Genomic DNA, 17379 nt, shown 5'->3' with positions numbered 1-17379 from the left:
TCGCGTTAGTTTTCAACTGAAATTACTCGAATTGGCGTAGCAGTCATAAAGCGCAAGTTTCTGTAGGGTAAACAGCATTATCTTCATCACTGGCCAATGCAGGGAAAGCATCGACGATGTTGTCATAGGTTTGGCGAAACCTGAGCTTTAGCAACAGCATCTGGTTAAGGTGTGCCTGGGTGATAGTGGGCTGATAGCTCATTAGATGTGAAACGATTTCATACGCGTTTTGCGCCTGTCCTCTAGTGGCGACAAAGTAAAGCGCCTGATAGAGCGGATCGGGTGCATCATCGGGCTGATAATAAGGCACGTTTTGCTCTACCAGGAATGTCAGGGCTTCCAGATTCATCGCCTGAATCGCGGTAAAAAGCAGGCTGCGACCGTAGCGATCTAAGGTATGCAGATCAAATCCTGATTCGTTTAATTTATGCAGGGTAGAAGCAGTCAGGCCCCGGGTAATACCGTCATCAAAAAACAGGTAATTTAAGTCATCGGAGATCAGACCCATGTTCACTAATTCAGGATATCTTTTTGGCCAACGTTCCAACATACGATGAGTGAACAATGGCAGCCATTCAGGGGCTGTATTTAATGCTGATGCGACTGATGAATAATCACCGTTAATACCTGAAGTCATGACTGGACGAAATTCTGACGTACGTCCAACATTTTTATCCTTAAAGTTCCGGTAGGAACGCCTGCAACTGACTAACTCCGGAGCACGATTAAACAACGCTTTATCTGTTTCCTCAGAATCACCTACGTCTATAAACTTGGGTTTCCAATGGTGTTTTACATTGGCTCGATAATCTTTACATTGTGCTTGTTTTTCATTGGCTGTGGCATAACCGTTGTCGCTAACATAGGCCTGCTGCTGAGCTGATAACTCCTCCATCAATTGCGTTGTTTTTGCAGTTTTGGTTGGTGGAATTGTCTTCGGTATGGCGAACAGGTTGTAACCGAAACGTTCCAGTATGGAAGAAGCACCTTCAGGTTTAAAAAAGTAGGACGAGCGCCCGGTGTTGTTAACAAAATATCCGTCTTCAGTAGGCGCAACAGTAGCTTGCTGCCCGAGTCCGATCAGATAATCAATAAAAGCCAACTGCCGAATGACATCTTCAGGCTTGCCTCCTGACCCCTTCATTCCCACCAATTGATGGAGGCGGTCCAGGGCGAAATCCAGTGGACCACCTATAAAAGGATCTGATTGTAACGAAACACCTTGTATCATCAGCCAGCGGGCCAGATCATTGCGGCCAGCCCAGATGGCTGCATCCAGAATATTTAGAATTCCCAGAGCTTGCTCATCTCCCAGTGAGGCGTTGATATCGTCCAGGGCTAACGCAAATTGCTTTATGGTGTCATTACCAATGGATTGGTTTAGTATTAGTGTCGCGACATCATCGGGGAGTAATGCGTCAGGGAGTGTTCCTGCCGGCACTTCGCCTGTACGTGCTTTTTGCAACACCCAGCGCGTACGCGCGTCGCTCATGAATGGGCTCCTGCTAATCCAACCTTTATTGTCTGACTTTATTTGCCCACCGTAGATTTTGTTGGCCAGATTAATCGGGCTGAATCGTTTGCGGTAAGTGTCCCGCCACTTTGCAGCCCTTAATGGGTTATCCAGAGATATTATTGCTAATGTAATATCGTCAACGGAATAGCCTTTATCCAGATAAGGGGTTAAGTCGGCTTGTTCGAAAAATATACTTTTTGTGCGATTTAAGTCGTAGCGAAATTGCACACATCGGTTGGCTGTGGGGATAAATGTTTCTTCAGGCGTATTATCAGCCCGAGTAGCGGGTAGCGCATTTTTCTTTGGCAGTGAATTAATGGCAACCTGGCCAGAAGCACTGTCAGTAGGAATAGCGGGATTATCAACTGGCTCCAATGTGACATAAAACCAAAGCCCACTGGCGAGCAGGACGGCCCCTATTACAACTAGCATTCCTCGCACGGACAATCCTTATCACATGATTTTTTTGTTCTTATTAATTGCAACACTACCATGATATTAAGCCGCAATTAAAGTGCCTGTTCCCGCTATCTGATAGCGTTACTGTTACGCGGTGAGCTTAATTTTTACCCTGAAAAGTGAATCAGATTGATTGAATCGCGAAGCAAAATCCCTTAAGTTGTAATGCTGCGCTAATTTTACCGCACTAACTGCCCCCGGCAGTTCTTAACATCAATCCTGATAGGTAAAATATGAAATATCCAAGCACCCTCCCCACAGCACATCAGCAGCTGTTAACCGACATTATTCGTATTTTTTCGGGCGATAAGCGCGTAAACGCTATCGGCGCGAGTGGTTCGTTCGCTAGCAATCAGATGGATCAATACAGTGATTTGGATCTGGTTATTGCCATTGAACCGGCGTTTACTGATGAAGTGATGGCTGAGCGGTTTAAACTGGTAAACGCTGTACCGGGTTATGTTGAAGGCTTTACCGGCGAGCATGTTGGGGAGCCTAGACTGATTATTGCTCTGTATGAGTTACCTCACAGTAACCCGTCGCTCGTACACGTTGATTTTAAATTTGTATCGCTAACGGATGCAGCGCAGCGGGTCGACAATACTCAGGTTGTCTGGGAGCGCTCATCTTTGCTTTCCGATATTTACGCCAGCACTGAGTACGGGTATCCGCAACCGGATTGTCAGTGGATAGAGGACCGCTTCTGGATTTGGGTGCACTACGGTGCGGGTAAAATTGCCCGGGGAGAATACTTTGAGGCACTGGAGTTTTTGTCTTTTTTACGTACTGTGGTGTTATCGCCGCTGGCGTTACAACAGGCCGGAATGACTCCATCGGGCGTGCGAACTATCGAAAAGCGTCTGCCAGCATTTGCCGCTGAGCTTAAACAAACGATTGCTACGGCTGAAAGAGATACCCTAATCCCAGCCTTTGAAGCCTGCATGGCCCTGTATATCCGCTTACGGGATAAAACAACCGCAAAAGTTAATGGCAGAGCCCAGCAGTTGGCCATCAGTTATTTTAATGATGAGCTTAAGGCCTGACTGACCGCCAGGGAGGTGTTCACACCTCCCTGACGTTTCCGCTTTTCCATACGCATATGATTCATGTAGTAGTATGTTGTTACCTGCCTGTGATGTAACTGTGTTTGTATAACAACCAGCATTCGTTAACTTATTATCGAGGTAACACTATGAGCAAGATCCTTATGATCACGGGTGATTTTGTCGAAGACTATGAAAACATGGTGCCATTTCAAACCCTGCTGGCCTGTGGCCATCAGGTTGATGCGGTGTGTCCGGATAAATCGGCAGGGGATACCATTAAAACGGCAATTCACGATTTTGAAGGCGATCAGACCTACACCGAAAAACCGGGCCATAATTTTACGCTAAATGCGACTTTTGCAGACGTTAAGGCCGAAGATTATGATGGGTTGTATATTCCCGGCGGTCGGGCGCCAGAATACCTGCGGTTAAATGCGGATGTCATTGCGTTGGTAACAGCGTTTTTTACGGCGGACAAACCGGTTAGCTCGATTTGTCATGGCCCGCAGTTACTGGCTGCGGCCGGTGTGCTGGAAGGCAAGCAAGTGTCTGCCTACCCGGCATGCGAGCCGGAAATAAAACTGGCAGGGGCCACTTATGTTGCCGTGAATATGGATGAAGCCATCACCGATGGTAAGTTGGTAACGGGCCCGGCCTGGCCGGCTCATCCGGCTCTGTTGAGTCAGTTTATGGCGTTGCTTTAAGTAAAGTAGAGGGAGAAGTCTGTGTGTGGATTATTTATTAATGCCGATCCATCTTTGTGGACGAGCACCACCCGTTCAATGCGAATAGACGGCGTAGTGACCTCCATCCGCATGGAGACTTTTTTCTGGAATGTGCTGCAGGAAATCGCCAGCCGGGACGAACTGAGTGTGAGCCAGTTGATTTCAAAACTGTATCTGGAGTCACTCGATGCCGACCATGACGTTGGCAACTTTACCTCGTTTTTGCGGGTTTGCTGCGGCCGTTATTTATCAATGATTACTGACGGCTATCTTAAGCGAGATGCGCTTGAGCCTCTTAGTGATATCGATTCAGATCGTGTGATTAAACAGGAAGCCGATTCAATGGCGACGCGACTGAACCAACTGCCTGAGCAGCAATCAGCCCGACAAGGCAATAAACATTAGCGGGCCGCTTTACTGATATTGATTTGCGGCAGCCGCGGCTCGAACAATGACGATTTAACGATGGATGTGTTGGTATCGGCACATTCGTGCAACGGAAACATAATGTCATCGAGTTCTGCGATATCCCGCAGGGCGAGGCGTGCGATTAAGCAGTCCTCACCGGTTACCCGATCGCAGGCCATAAAGCGGGGCTCGTCGCTAATCAGTTTTTCCACTTTTCTTATCTGCCCCGACTTCGGCTTTATTCTTACCAGCGCCTGAATGCTATAACCCAGCGCTCGCATATCCAGTCGCACGCCAAAACCGTCGATAACGCCTTTATGTCGCAACGCTTTCATTCGCTCGCCAACGGCGGGTCCAGATAAGCCTACCGCTTTACCTATTTCTGCCAGACTCAATCGGGCATTGTTATCCAGCACAGTTAAAATGGCTTTATCGAGGTGGTCAATCTGTTTTGTCATAACTGATTTTCAAATTAAAGGTTATTCATTTAATTTACCTGTATATGAAAGGAAAAAGCAAGTATAGGGTTATCAAATGGCAGTGAAAATAGAGTGTAGCCAGTGATATTCTATAAAAACTATCAGCCCGTTAATTTACCGCGTAAGGAACAGTTATGAACGTACAACGCATTGCCGCATTCAGTGATGGTAACAAAGGTGGTAACCCCGCCGGGGTGGTGTTACTTAAAGACCCAATGACAGACAGTGAAATGCGTAGCATTGCAGCTGAGGTGGGGTATTCCGAAACCGCCTTTGCTTATCCACTTTCAGAAGATGAATCAGCCTGGCGGGTACGTTATTTTTCGCCTGAATCCGAGGTGCCATTTTGCGGCCATGCCACCATAGCGCTTGGCGCGGTGTTAGGTGAGCACGCAGGAGAAGGCGAGTATAAACTCACAATCAACAGCGCTGAAATAGCCGTTAATACAGTACAAACCGAACAAGGCGTGGCGGCTACGCTAACGTCACCACCTACCCATAGTCGGCCGGTTACCAAAGATGAGCTCACCCAGGTGCTTAACCTTTTCGGCTTTTCTGAACAGGATCTCGACGCACGATTATCTCCGGCTTATATTCATGGTGGTTCAAACCACATTGTATTGCCGCTGCAAAGCAGGCAAACCCTGGCCAGCATGGCGTACTCTCTGACGGCGGGCAAAGCTGTTATGGAGGCGCTGGGACTAGTAACGATTATGCTGGTGTATATTGAGAGTCCGCAGGTGTTTGTAGTCAGAAATGCTTTTGCCTCGGGTGGCGTTATTGAAGACCCGGCTACCGGCGCTGCAGCGGCGGCGTTTGCCGGTTATCTGCGGGATACAAAATGGCCCCACAACGGCCAGTTTACTATTCGTCAGGGCGAAGATATGGGCGCGCCCTCAGTGATCAGGGTTAGCTTGTCTGAGGAAAAAGGTAGTCCTGTTTCTGTGTCTGGAACGACCCGTAATATTTAAAGGCTGGTAAAAAGATAAATTAGCAGGATATAAAGCCAGATAGCTCTTGACCTCAAGTATACTTGAGATTTTATCATCACATTATGTGGTGGTTGGGGCGCCATACCCTGACATTTATTATTCTGAGGAGATTTATATGACAACACGTAATGCATTGGTGACTGGTGGAGCAAGAGGTATTGGTGCCGCAACGGTTAAAGCGCTGGCGGAAGAGGGATACCGCGTTTTTATCAACTATGTAAATAGCGCAGCCACTGCCGAAGAATTAGCGCAAAGTATTATTGCGCAAGGTGGCGAAGCGGTAGCGATACAGGCCGATGTGCGGGATGATTCTCAGGTGGCGGCCATGTTCAATAAAATCAACGATGAATTCGGTGGGGTGGATGTACTGGTGTCCAACGCCAATATGAACTTTACACCCAAGCCGTTTCTTGATCAGAGTTGGGATGAATTTGCCCAGAAACTCAATGATGAAATGCATGCTTCGTATGTTACTGCGCAATTAGCTGCTAAGAGCATGAAAGAGAAGCAATTCGGGCGGCTTGTGTTTATCTCCAGTACGCTTTCAGAAGCGCCTGCACCAAGCTTTATTGCACATGGTTCAGCGAAGGGCGCGCTGGATAGCTTTAATAAATACCTTGCTCAGGAGCTTGGTCCTTACGGGATCACTGCCAATATTGTTGCGCCGGGCATGGTTGAGACTGATGCCACTAAACAGGCTCCGGAAGAGTTTAAAGAATTTATTCGCAGTATTACGCCAAACCAACGTATTGCGCAGCCGGAAGACGTTGCTAACACCATACGCTTCCTGGCTAGTGAGGGAGCATCTCACGTTACAGGAACTTATGTTCCGGTTTGTGGCGGGGCATATCTGCCCTAATAGCAGTTTTTATGGCAGCGATATGAACAGAGCCTGGCGTTAGTCAGGCTCTGGCTGCTAGCTAAGCCCGCTGGCGGAAGCCTGGTAACATCCTTTTCAGCGTGACATCTTTTAATATGATGTGATGATAAAGGGCTGCAGTGCCATGCAGCCCAACAAGCCCATAGCCGGTTTTTGCCATCAGAATATGAATTTGAGATAACTCTTCCGCCATAACGCTGTCTGGTGAGGCTATTTGTGGCAGTTGCCAGCCAAAAGCTGAAACTGACACATCCCACAAACCAATATCCACCCAACCAATTATCGGTAAGGTGATCATAAGGCCATATAGCAGTATGAAAACCGCCCTCGCCACATACTTTTGCACGTGTCCGTGATCGGGCTTTTCAATCGGCTCACTGCGCCACCATAACCACAACCTGATGACTGCCATTATCAGGATGACCAGACCTAACAGGTAATGTGTGGATAACATCAGTGTCCGACCACTGCTACCTTTTGGGTAAAGGCTGATAAATTCCATCGATAAACAGACAATAACCAGCATTACGGCCATCAGCCAGTGAAACCAAATTACAATCGGACGATAGTGAGATGCCATTTTCTTCTGTCTTCTAAAGCCAATATTGCGCAAAGCCATACGATTATTATGCGATGTTGTGCACAGCATAAGGTGCTATTTTGCTGCCGGATATCCGCATAAACTGTATCTGACCAACGGCGAATCGCTCTAATCGCAGTGCCCTGTAAGTCCTTCACACTGACTGCAAAACTTTCCACCAGAGACTGATGTAAAAACGCATGGGTTTAAAATTAATAAGCTAAATCAATTGTTTATGTGGTTGGAATGGATGTTGCTGCAAAGTCGACCATCCAAAACTTTAAAATCAGCTTGTCACAGGAGTGTTTAATATGAGCAATCAATTTAATTTAACAGGTAAAAAGATCGCGATTCTGGCAACCAGTGGCTTTGAGCAGAGTGAATTAATTAAACCCAAAGAAATGCTTGCAGAGCAGGGCGCTGAGGTAGACGTCCTTTCTATTGACGATCAGACCTCAATAACGGGTTGGGACCAGGACCAATGGGGTGAGAAAGTGGCTGTTGATAAACAGGTTACCGCCGCTGCGCCAGGCGACTACGACGCGGTAGTGTTGCCGGGTGGTCAGATTAACCCGGATATCCTACGTAACAATGAACAGGCAGTTTCTTTTATAAAACGCGCACACGCTGAAACCCGCGTTAGGGCAATTGGTGCAATTTGCCATGGTCCCTGGTTACTCATCGAATCAGAATTAGCCCGGGACAGCAAAGTTACGTCGTTTCCAAGTATTAAAACCGATTTACTTAACGCCGGTGCCGCCTGGGAAGACAACGAGGTGGTCCACGACGGTAAGCTCGTAACCAGCAGAAACCCTGACGACATCCCCGCGTTTGTCGGCAAGATAAGTGAACTGGTAGCGTAATTAGAATTAGCAGGCAGGAGTCATAATGTCAGTAACTCAAGAATCCAAAGCAAAAGTTATCGCCATTACCGGCGCATCAAGCGGCATCGGTGAGGCAACGGCACGGGCGTTGGTGGCAAACGGCTATCACGTTGCCTTGCTGGCCAGACGTCAGGATAAGCTTAACGAGCTGGTTAGTGAACTGGGCGAAGACAAAGCCTATGCAGTAAAAGCGGATGTCAGCGACTTTGACACGTTAAGCAGTGCATTTGCAGACATCCATAGCAAATTTGGCAGCATCGACGGTGTCTTTGCTAATGCCGGTACCGGCGTAAACTCTCCGGGCGTGGCAGAGGGTGACGTAAACGAGTGGTCTACCATGTTGGGGGCTAACGTTAACGGCTTGCTCTATACGGCTAAAGCCAGTCTGCCTTATCTGAAAGATAGTGAAGGGCACTTTCTGTTAACCAGTTCCGCAGCCGGTCGCATGACACTTAAAGGCTCGGTATATGGTGCTACCAAATGGTTTGCCTACGGGTTTGGGATGAACCTGGCGGAGGAAATGCGTGAGTGGGGCGGCAAGTGCACCACCATCTGCCCGGGCATGGTCAATACATCATTTTTTGATGAACCGAAAGACGACAAAATTGCGCCAGAAGACATTGCTGATGCTGTGCTTTATGCGTTGTCGAGCAGCAAAACAGCCTGTGTCAGAGAAGTATTTGTTATGCCCGCGGATAAGCCATAAGACGCGAATACGTTCCGGGTGACAAAGACTACCGTTATCGTGTAAGACATTTCTTACAAAAGTGTACGAATAAGCGGTTTGTTTTACCCAGCCTTGCCTTACACTTTTGGTTAAGGTTATGAAAAATATAGAGTATTAAATCTGTTACAGACGAGATGAATGAGAATCAGGCGGTTTTGTGTAATCCACCGGTGGCAGGTTTTTCTCAGCAGCGTAATCTAACCATGTCGCAAGGAGATGCGACCCGTCAGAAAGACAACAGCCAGGAAGGCACCTATCAGGAAGATAGCGCGCAGGAAGCGGCAAAAGGAATACGCGTCAGGATGACGATGTCAGGAAGACCAATGGAATCCGGTTTAACGGAATAAACCAACAGGATTTAAGGAAGAGGCTGGGATGCCAGCAGGAATGGAATAAGCCAGGACGGCTAAGGACAACTCCAAGAGCGGAGATTACTTTACAGGATGTAAAGTTTGAACGGAAAAATGGAAAGGGAAACACCACGGACAAGGTGGGCTGCTGCAAAGCAGATAAGAAGGATTTGCGTGCGGAGTTTCAGGTAATCCCCGAAATTGCACTAGCGCAGAGAAGGAGTTCTAAATTCCAGAAGAAAACGGTGGCTCAGGCCACCGTTTTTTTTTGCAAATCAGTTATTCTGCGAACTTCACAATTTCATTATTTCTCGCTTAAGAGCCGGCCAGGAGCCGCCTTTTGGCTTATACCTATTCGGCGACCCCAAACTATCATCAGTAATACGATTAACTGCCAGAATCTTACAGTACCGCCTCCCGATGAGTTATTAGTAGTGTTATCAACAATCGCGGCAGGTGCACTTACGCTAAAAGTAAAATCAGTTGATTGTTGCGACGTGCCATCTGAAACAGTAAACGTTAACGTTACAGAGTCTCCCGTAAAATCTTCCGGGATCATAACGTCATAAGAACCTTGAAGCGGCGGTGCCGTTAATTCAGATTCAGGTAAAGTACTCGAACTGACGGCTAACGTTAATGGCTCCCGGTTTTTATCTGCTGTTGTAATGTTTAACCCAATTGACTTCCCTTTTTCGACCGAAGACGTGTCTGAAGTCACATCAACTGTTGGCGCTGATTCGACAGGTTCGATAAAAACAGCCACATGCTTCACTGAAGTATTTACTGAGTCATTAGCAACAAAGCCTAATGTGATAATTGTCTCGGTATAGACTGTTGGACCGGTAATGAGAAGAGTGCCGGGTTCTGTTTGTTGAAGCTCAACTTCCGGTCCGGTTACCTGCCTGTAATTAACTGAAGCATTGTTGCTATCATCCTCTACATAAAAGCGGATTGAGGTTTGCTGACCTTCTGAAATTCGTTGCTCAGATGCATAGGCTGTAATTTGAGGCGGGGCGTTGTTCGCATCAACAACAGGTAGACGCCAATGTTCTGCGGGATTGCCGATAGAGGAATAATCAAAGGCACCAGCCCGGTAATTAGGGTTTGCTATTGGAACTACTGCATTGGCTTCATCTAAATGTTGTTGTATTAACAGATCTAACTCATGAACTTTAGAGGGATATTCAGCCGCCAGGTTGGTGGTTTCCCCAACATCATTTTCCAGATCATATAAATAATATAAGTGCCTTTCGGATTGGCCATATTCGAAACTTCGGATTAGCTTCCAACCGTCATATTGGACATTGACCGACGGTGGCAGCCAGTCAGGTACCACTGCATTAACCGGGAAAAAGTTAATTAATGGGCGCGGATCAGGCGAGTTACCTGTAAAGGTATTACTAATATCCTGACCGTCTATGATTGACTGTGAAGGGAGCGGGATACCCAGCCCCTCAAGCAATGTAGGCATGAAGTCTACCGATTGAATAGGCGTTGACGATATTGAATTAGGTGTCGTTTTTCCTGGCCAGCTGATAATGGTCGGAACACGAATTCCGCCATCAAAGTCAGTTGCTTTGCCACCGCGTAATGGAAAATTATTGGTGGCGCGAATATTGCCGAGCACACTGTACATATTCCCGCCATTATCAGAGCTGAAAATAATGATGGTGTCTTCAGTTAAATTTAATTCTTCCAGCTTATCCAGCAATGTTCCTATCGCGTTATCAAAATGCTTGACCATAGCAGCGTAAACGACACTGCGTTGAATATTGTAGGGTGAGCGTTTTTCGACAAAATGCGCTACCAGATCGGGATCGGCGTTAAAAGGTGAATGAACGGAGAAGGCCCAGAAATTCAGGAAAAAAGGACCATCCTGGCTTGCTTCAGCCATCCAGTTGCCAGCTTCTGTGGCTAAACGCTCGTCGATATGCTCGCCGCGGGTCTGAGGTTGTAGATTTGGTGCAAAATCCCATGGCGCTAAAAAGCCGCCTGCCGGGCCTGCACCATCAAAATGTGGAATATCAATGTCAAAACCATGCTCAAGCGGGCTGTATGGACTTGCTCCCAAATGCCATTTCCCGAAGTGCGCAGTCTGATACCCATGTTGTTTTAGCACAGACGAGAGAGTAGGAATGGACGTATCCAGACGGGTAACCGTATGCGGCGCAATTGACATTCTATTGCTGGGAGCCGAATTTGGCAGATCTGCAACCAACCTTACATTATCTAAATGATGTAATGGCTGGATTGAGCCATGTCTGGCGGGTGTCTGTCCGTTAAAATTGATGCCCGGTTTGGAGAGCAAAGTGGGTTGTTTGTATAGGAGTGAGTATAAAGCATCCCCTGTTCGGCTAGCCTTTCCAGATTAGGGGTTTCTAAGAACTGGTCGTTGCCAAACAATGTTGTGTCATTCCACCCCAGATCATCGGCAAGGATCACAATCACATTTTTAGGCTCGGCGTGAGCTAGATGAGTAACGATAAAGGCGAGAAAGATAACGCCGTACTTCCATTTTGACATTTACGTTTCTAATTTTAAAACTATATTGATATCAGCAGTATATAGTTGCAACTTTATTAGTAAAGCACTCAGTTATGATCATTTTTGCGGAGTAAACTGAGCCGATGTGGTCTAAAGCCGAATGCTCTGTAAAAATGAATGTGCTATGACATTTTTATGAATTTAATCATGCTTCGAGTCTCATCCCAGAGCAAAATTCTCACGACTTTATGGGGCCGAATGGCTTCTGGTCGGCATCTTTGTAAGACATTTCCTACACAAATGTACGAATAGACGGTTTGTTTCGCCTGCCCACGCCTTAGACCTTTGGCTAAGTTTATGAAAAATATAAATTATTAAAATTGCTACACATTGAGTCGTGAGGATTACACCGATTTTATGTGATCCACCGGTGGCAGGTTTTTCTCAGAGGCGTAATCTAAACATGTCGCAAGGAGATGTGACTTATCAGGAAGATACTAGCCAGGAAGGCATCTATCAGGAAGATAACGCCAGGAACGGCAATAGGAAATTCGTCAGGATGACGATGTCAGGAAGACAAACGGAATCCGGTTTAAAGGAATAAACCATCAGGATTTAAGGAAGAGGCTGGGATGCCAGCAGGAATGGAATAAGCCAGGACGGCTAGGGACAACTCCAGGAGCGGAGAATACTTTACAGGATGTAAAGATTTTTACGGAGAATGGAAAGGGATACGCCTAAGGACAGGTGGCCTGCTGTGAAGCAGAGTAAGAAGGAATTGCGTGCGGGATTATAAGCCATGCTTAAAATTGCACTAACGCTGAGAGGGAGTCTCAAAATTCCAGAGAAAACGGTGGCTAAGGCCACCGTTTTTTTATGGGTAATATTCAGTATTCAGTGCGTGTTGATGCGATGCGGTGGCGTTTCCGTTTTGATCACCGTCAGTCCATTGAGCAGCAAGGTGCCCTGGTAACAGTCATCGCCGGTGGATGAAAACTCAAATAAAAACTCGCTGCGCCAATCGAGCTTGCCCCGGTATAACATCGGACGAGTAGTTTTTCTGGCTACACTGACTAACTGCAAACGCTGCTGTTCGCAGTACCGTTGCAGGTACTGGTTTGCGCACTCAGAAATGGTTCGGATCCGCCAGAAAAACGCTGCGCCGGCGCACAGTAATACCAATAGCAATACATCAAATAAATTCACCGGGTCTTATCCTGCCTTGTTGAAAAGGGTATTTAGCGGCGCCTGCATTAGTGGATTATTCTGATGTGCCCGGGCCAGGGTTAGCATGGTTCTGCGCAGCGTAGGTATTTGCACCAAATCGCTAAACAAGCCAATAAACAACTCATGTTTATAGGCGCCTTCGGCATCCGCTTTAGCCGCTGCTTCCAGAAACCGCTGCGCCGTTAAGGTATCTAACTGCGCATCATGTCGGCCGGCTATTACGCTCAGCAAATGCATATCAGGCTGGGATGTTTTGTCTAACAGATCATTCAATGCCTGGTTAATTTGCGGGTGATACTCTGGCGTGCTTAACGCTCTGAGCAGGCCCAGCATGACGTGCTTTTGCGCCTCATCTTCGGCAGCCACAGTAAGCTGCTCAATAAAAAAGGTTTGCAGGTTGTCAGGCAGCGATACGCTTTCCAGACTGCTGAACAATGTTTCTAAAAACGGGTCGCTGAAGTGTCTGAAGTTTTCGATAATGTGGGCAGCCTGTTTATTATCAATTGCTACTGCGAGATCGGCAATAGCCTGAACCGGTAATTGCTGCCAGTCGATAATGGCTGGAGCCTGCAAATATTGCCGGGCTTGTTCCAGTGACTCGCTTTTCTTATCGTTTAGCGCCTGACGGGCAATGGCCGAAAACTGCGCCATAAGCTGCTGACTGGGTACAAAGGTATAAGGGTTATCCGGTAATTCATCACTGCCTTGCTCACCGGCAATCTGGTTTCCCAGCGCATCAACGATGATTTGTAAAAAGTGGTTGCGCGACGCCTGAATCAATAAACCCTGCTCATCCAGCGGAAACTTAACAAACCAGATATAACGCTGGGCCTGGGGATTGGTTTGCCAGAACACCACGGCATACCAGGCGTGTTGCTGACGAGGGCGGGGAGGGCAAACTTTACCGTTCTCGATATCTAAAAATGTTTGCGAGGCAACAGGATAAACTCCACGACCTAAATCAAAAATGCGATAATCCGTGCCCGCATGTAATAAGAACTCGCTCAGCGAGTGAATACTTTTTGAATTCATGCTGATTTTTACTATGACAAAATTTGCCGATAGTGTAACAGGCATTGGAGTAAGCGCGTAATGATTCATGATCCCAAATCCATTGAGCAGGGCTCAGATTTGTTGTTTGAGCTGGAAGAAATATTAAAAGCTGCGGGTTTGTGGTCGGCGGTCACGCCTCCACAGGAAGCGCTGGTCAGCCAGCAACCCTTCGCCTGTGACACGCTTGCTTTTGAGCAGTGGCTACAGTTTATCTTTATTCCGCGTTTACAGGCTTTGCTGAAAACGAATACCTTACCCCCAACCATGCAAATTCAGCCTATGGCTGAAGTTACCTGGCAAGGTAAACATCTTCCTGTACAACGGGTTCTGGCGCGTTTCGACAGCTGGAGTCAGTCTCACCATGGGTAACAATGAATTAAATGTGGTGTATCAGGATGAGCACATTGTAGCCATTTACAAACCGGCCGGATTGCTCGTGCATCGTAGCCCGATTGATAAACACGAAACTCGCTTCGCCGTGCAGTTGCTGCGCGACCAGCTTGGTCGGCATGTGTATCCGCTACACCGACTGGACCGGCCAACCGCTGGCTTACTGTTATTTGCACTGGATAGCGGAACGGCTTCGGCAATGAATGCACAAATGATGAGTAATGGCATGCAGAAGTCTTATCGGGCTCTGGTCAGGGGTTATGTTAACTCGGCCGGGATGATCGACTATGCGCTCAAATATCGCTGGGATAAGTATGCCGATGCCTATCGCACTAAACAGGTAGCACCGCAAACCGCTCATTCAGATTACTGGCCACTGGCCCATTATGAATTGCCGTTTGCGGTCGGCCGCTATGCCACGGCGCGCTATTCCTGGCTGGGCTTAACACCTCACACCGGGCGTAAGCATCAGTTAAGGCGGCACATGTTGCATTTACGCCATCCTATTGTGGGCGATACCACCCATGGCGATGGCAAACACAATGGTTTTCTGCGCGACCAGTTTGGTTGCCACCGGCTGATGCTGGTGTGCGTGTCGATGGGCTTTTACCACCCGGTTAGCGGTAAATGGCTGACTATTCTGACGCAAGTCGATAGCGAAATTGAGCAGTTATTGGTAAGCTGGCAGCCGTTTTTAACCTGGAGTCAATAAAAGTAAGGTAGGTCCATGGCAACCCTGAATATCATCGTCGGTTCGGTTTACGGTAATGCAGAAAACGTAGCAGAAGAAGTGCAGTCTTATTGTGAAGATCAAGGCATTGATGCGGAAGTGTTTAAAGATCCGGATGTCAGTGACTTCACCGATCCGCAGGCCTTGTTAGTGATCACATCCACTACCGGCGCAGGCGACTTGCCGCCTAATCTGGAGTTTCCCATTGATGAGCTACGTAACCAGTTTCCGCTACTTGAACAAAAACCCTTTGCGGTAGCTGCGTTAGGGGATAGCAGTTACGGTGATTCCTACTGTGGTGGTGGCAGAATTTGCCAGGAACTGTTAACTGAATTACAGGGCTTTCCGGTAGCTGACATGCTGGAAGTCGATGCCATGGAAACACTGGAACCCGAGCAGGATGTACTTAACTGGTTCAAAGGGATTCAGGATAAACTGATCGCTTAAACTTTTCTGGAAAGGCGCTGGCCAGCGCCTTTCGTTTGCACAGTTAGCAGTGCTAATACCAGCGCGCCTGAGGATTCGCTTTATTATGAATGATGTGATGAGCCGTTTTACCGACTGGGCAACATTTTACATGTCCAATCTGATTGTAACCGTACTGGTATTGATCATTTTTATGGGGGTGAACCGGTTATTGTTGCCGCAAATCGAAAAGCTGGCTACCAGTAGTAAGCTGAGTGAAGAGGCTCGCAAGAAAACCTATCACACCGCCAGGTTAATCACTGGCGTTATCACCATTGCAGTGTTGTTGTTGGTGTGGGGCGTAGATTTTAGCGGGCTGATTGTACTTTCCACGTCTATTATTGCGCTGACCGGGGTTGCGCTGTTTGCCAGTTGGTCACTGCTGAGCAATATCACTTCTTACTTTGTGCTGCTATTTCAGAACTCTTATACCAAGGGCAATTTTATTCGTATTATCGATGGTGATAATTACATGGAAGGCTATATCGCCGACATCAATTTATTTACCACACGGTTAATCACTAAGGATGATGAAGAGATTGCTTACCCGAATAACCTGGTGCTCACCCGGCCTGTGATTATTAATCCTAAACAGCACTGGCAGGGGATTGGCAAATCAACCGATAAACAAATGCCTGTTCAACCAGAGCAAGCCCGAGAGGCACAGAAAGATTAAGGTAGCAGACTAAAATGCAAAAGGCGCCAGGTGGCGCCTTTTCTTTGGATAGCTTAAAAGTATGCAACTAGCTTTCGTCCGGTAATTAATTCCCATACTGTGCTGGCTGCAGGATCATCGCTGGGTTTCGTACTGCCGCATTTGATAGATTCATTGCAGCTTACGCCGCGGATCCGGCTGCCGATTGAGTTTTGATCGTACTTTCCGCTGCTTACCAGTGTATCCACCAGGCCATCGAGTACCAGTGTCACTTCAAAGGCTTCGCCTCTGACTTCGATGACTTCCATGTTTTTATCTAATTCCAGGTTAGCGAGGATGGCTGAATCCTGCTTAGCATTGGCAGAACGCTCGGCCAGATCTTTCAGGTATTCCATGGCTTCGGGATGCCTGGCCCGGGCTAAACGCTGAAATAAATCCACCGCGCCTTCTACATCTTTGGCAGCCCCGGTGCCGGTTTCTTTCATACGTGCGAGCAGAAACATCGCTCGCATATTGCTTTGTTCTGCAGCACTCTCGAGTAAAGCCACCGCCTGATCCGTTTTATCGCTATCGCCGGATTTCAGAATTTTCAGTGCTTTATCATACATGGCCGGCGCATAACCATACTTAATGGAGAGATCGAGCATTTCATCGGCTTTGGCAATGTCCTGATCGAGTACAAATCCATTTCGCAACCAATCCGCCATCAGATAAGCGGCTACCGGATCGCGAAAGCGAGCGCCAAGAATTATATAGTGTTCGGCTTTTTCGAGGTTTTTCTCAAAGCCATCGCCGGAGGCATAGGCCATGGCAACAATAGCTGCTGCCCGACCACTGCCATTTCTGGCCAGTTGTACCAAATTACGCAGTTGTGTTTTGCAGTCTTCGTCAACACAGTATTTTGTGGTTTCAGTAGTACCGGAAAAGGCGCTAACGTCCTGACTGAATGCCAGTAGCAGCGCTAATGATGAGGCGCTGACGATTTGAGGTAATCGCATAGTATCTTCCTTAATTTTAGCTCTAGACTGGTGTTACGCAGTACTCCTTGTTCCGCTAAACTTCTCAAAAATGCGCTAACACCCTGTTCACAAATTTACTTTAGCAGTATCGCGGAAAAATTGCTAATTGAAGACAACAATCCACTATGATGCTATAAATGTTAACTATCAGAAGCCGCAGGTAAGGTCTTACTAATGGTAAACTCATCTATGTGTGATGCTATATGGCCAATGCGTTCTATTAATTGCTCAAAATTGGAGTAGATGGGTTTATAACTAACGTAGGTTCCAACGTGTAAATTGGCTAAACACCATTTAAACCCCCTGTTAA

20 protein-coding genes are annotated in these 17379 nt (G+C 47.2%); 12 read left to right on the top strand and 8 right to left on the bottom strand.

Annotated elements, in window-relative coordinates; all coding sequences use genetic code 11:
- Positions 1-43: 43 nt before the first annotated feature.
- Complete coding sequence (locus tag D9T21_RS07000) at positions 44-1948, bottom strand: hypothetical protein (RefSeq protein WP_123324331.1); 1905 nt, start codon at positions 1946-1948, stop codon at positions 44-46.
- A 260-nt stretch (positions 1949-2208) separates the two neighbouring features.
- Here D9T21_RS07000 and D9T21_RS06995 point away from each other — a divergent pair, with 260 nt between their 5' ends.
- From D9T21_RS06995 to D9T21_RS06985, 3 genes are all read left to right on the top strand, one after another.
- Positions 2209-3018 (top strand): oxalate:formate antiporter, encoded by an 810-nt coding sequence (locus D9T21_RS06995; RefSeq protein ID WP_123324330.1) that lies wholly within the window; start codon positions 2209-2211, stop codon positions 3016-3018.
- A gap of 149 nt (positions 3019-3167) precedes the next feature.
- On the top strand, positions 3168-3725 hold the full coding sequence (locus D9T21_RS06990) for a DJ-1/PfpI family protein (RefSeq protein ID WP_123324329.1): 558 nt from the start codon (positions 3168-3170) through the stop codon (positions 3723-3725).
- Positions 3726-3746: 21 nt separating this feature from the next.
- Positions 3747-4151 carry a ribbon-helix-helix domain-containing protein gene (locus D9T21_RS06985; RefSeq protein WP_123324328.1) on the top strand — a complete coding sequence of 135 codons (405 nt, stop codon included), beginning with the start codon at positions 3747-3749 and terminating at the stop codon, positions 4149-4151.
- Here the strand turns inward: D9T21_RS06985 and D9T21_RS06980 are convergent.
- Positions 4148-4612 (bottom strand): Lrp/AsnC family transcriptional regulator, encoded by a 465-nt coding sequence (locus tag D9T21_RS06980; protein WP_123324327.1) that lies wholly within the window; start codon positions 4610-4612, stop codon positions 4148-4150. The genes D9T21_RS06985 and D9T21_RS06980 overlap by 4 nt on opposite strands.
- Positions 4613-4767: 155 nt before the next feature.
- On the opposite strand from D9T21_RS06980, the gene D9T21_RS06975 reads away from it, so the two are divergent.
- Entirely contained in the window at positions 4768-5604 is an 837-nt protein-coding gene (locus tag D9T21_RS06975) for a PhzF family phenazine biosynthesis protein (protein WP_123324326.1), read from the top strand.
- Between the two features lie 136 nt (positions 5605-5740).
- A complete protein-coding gene (locus tag D9T21_RS06970; RefSeq protein ID WP_123324325.1) occupies positions 5741-6484 on the top strand; it encodes an SDR family NAD(P)-dependent oxidoreductase in 744 nt (247 codons plus the stop codon).
- A gap of 61 nt (positions 6485-6545) precedes the next feature.
- Here the strand turns inward: D9T21_RS06970 and D9T21_RS06965 are convergent, their stop codons facing one another.
- Entirely contained in the window at positions 6546-7085 is a 540-nt protein-coding gene (locus D9T21_RS06965; protein ID WP_164464601.1) for a cytochrome b, read from the bottom strand.
- Positions 7086-7396: 311 nt separating this feature from the next.
- Between D9T21_RS06965 and D9T21_RS06960 the strand changes: the two genes are divergently transcribed.
- From D9T21_RS06960 to D9T21_RS22695, 3 genes are all read left to right on the top strand, one after another.
- Entirely contained in the window at positions 7397-7948 is a 552-nt protein-coding gene (locus tag D9T21_RS06960) for a type 1 glutamine amidotransferase domain-containing protein (protein WP_123324323.1), read from the top strand.
- 25 nt (positions 7949-7973) lie between these two features.
- The gene (locus D9T21_RS06955; protein WP_123324322.1) at positions 7974-8675 is read left to right on the top strand and encodes an SDR family oxidoreductase; all 702 of its coding nucleotides are present in this window, start codon (positions 7974-7976) and stop codon (positions 8673-8675) included.
- Positions 8676-8899: 224 nt separating this feature from the next.
- Positions 8900-9043 (top strand): hypothetical protein, encoded by a 144-nt coding sequence (locus tag D9T21_RS22695; protein ID WP_164464600.1) that lies wholly within the window; start codon positions 8900-8902, stop codon positions 9041-9043.
- A gap of 307 nt (positions 9044-9350) precedes the next feature.
- Here the strand turns inward: D9T21_RS22695 and D9T21_RS06950 are convergent, their stop codons facing one another.
- The 4 genes from D9T21_RS06950 to D9T21_RS06935 all read right to left on the bottom strand — a co-directional run bounded on the left by D9T21_RS06950 (position 9351) and on the right by D9T21_RS06935 (position 13789).
- Entirely contained in the window at positions 9351-11264 is a 1914-nt protein-coding gene (locus D9T21_RS06950; protein WP_277423852.1) for a sulfatase-like hydrolase/transferase, read from the bottom strand.
- A gap of 11 nt (positions 11265-11275) precedes the next feature.
- The gene (locus D9T21_RS23100) at positions 11276-11569 is read right to left on the bottom strand and encodes a sulfatase-like hydrolase/transferase (protein ID WP_123324320.1); all 294 of its coding nucleotides are present in this window, start codon (positions 11567-11569) and stop codon (positions 11276-11278) included.
- Between the two features lie 855 nt (positions 11570-12424).
- Positions 12425-12736, bottom strand: coding sequence for a DUF3301 domain-containing protein (locus D9T21_RS06940; RefSeq protein WP_123324319.1), 312 nt, complete (start codon positions 12734-12736; stop codon positions 12425-12427).
- 6 nt (positions 12737-12742) lie between these two features.
- Positions 12743-13789, bottom strand: coding sequence for a DUF3549 family protein (locus D9T21_RS06935; RefSeq protein ID WP_164464599.1), 1047 nt, complete (start codon positions 13787-13789; stop codon positions 12743-12745).
- A gap of 60 nt (positions 13790-13849) precedes the next feature.
- On the opposite strand from D9T21_RS06935, the gene D9T21_RS06930 reads away from it, so the two are divergent.
- The 4 genes from D9T21_RS06930 to D9T21_RS06915 all read left to right on the top strand — a co-directional run bounded on the left by D9T21_RS06930 (position 13850) and on the right by D9T21_RS06915 (position 16071).
- Positions 13850-14179 (top strand): YqcC family protein, encoded by a 330-nt coding sequence (locus D9T21_RS06930; protein WP_123324317.1) that lies wholly within the window; start codon positions 13850-13852, stop codon positions 14177-14179.
- Positions 14172-14912, top strand: a complete 741-nt coding sequence (locus D9T21_RS06925) for a pseudouridine synthase (RefSeq protein WP_123324316.1) — start codon at positions 14172-14174, stop codon at positions 14910-14912. The genes D9T21_RS06930 and D9T21_RS06925 overlap by 8 nt, the downstream gene beginning before the upstream one ends.
- A 15-nt stretch (positions 14913-14927) precedes the next feature.
- A complete protein-coding gene (locus tag D9T21_RS06920) occupies positions 14928-15377 on the top strand; it encodes a flavodoxin domain-containing protein (protein ID WP_123324315.1) in 450 nt (149 codons plus the stop codon).
- An 85-nt stretch (positions 15378-15462) separates the two neighbouring features.
- A complete protein-coding gene (locus D9T21_RS06915; protein WP_123324314.1) occupies positions 15463-16071 on the top strand; it encodes a mechanosensitive ion channel domain-containing protein in 609 nt (202 codons plus the stop codon).
- 53 nt (positions 16072-16124) lie between these two features.
- Here the strand turns inward: D9T21_RS06915 and D9T21_RS06910 are convergent, their stop codons facing one another.
- Positions 16125-17048, bottom strand: a complete 924-nt coding sequence (locus tag D9T21_RS06910; protein WP_123324313.1) for a tetratricopeptide repeat protein — start codon at positions 17046-17048, stop codon at positions 16125-16127.
- Positions 17049-17379 lie beyond the last annotated feature (331 nt).

Origin of the sequence: Marisediminitalea oceani (assembly GCF_003731635.1) — a bacterium.
In the GTDB taxonomy this organism is placed as follows: domain Bacteria; phylum Pseudomonadota; class Gammaproteobacteria; order Enterobacterales; family Alteromonadaceae; genus Alteromonas; species Alteromonas oceani.
This window is presented reverse-complemented; position numbering and strand designations above follow the sequence as displayed.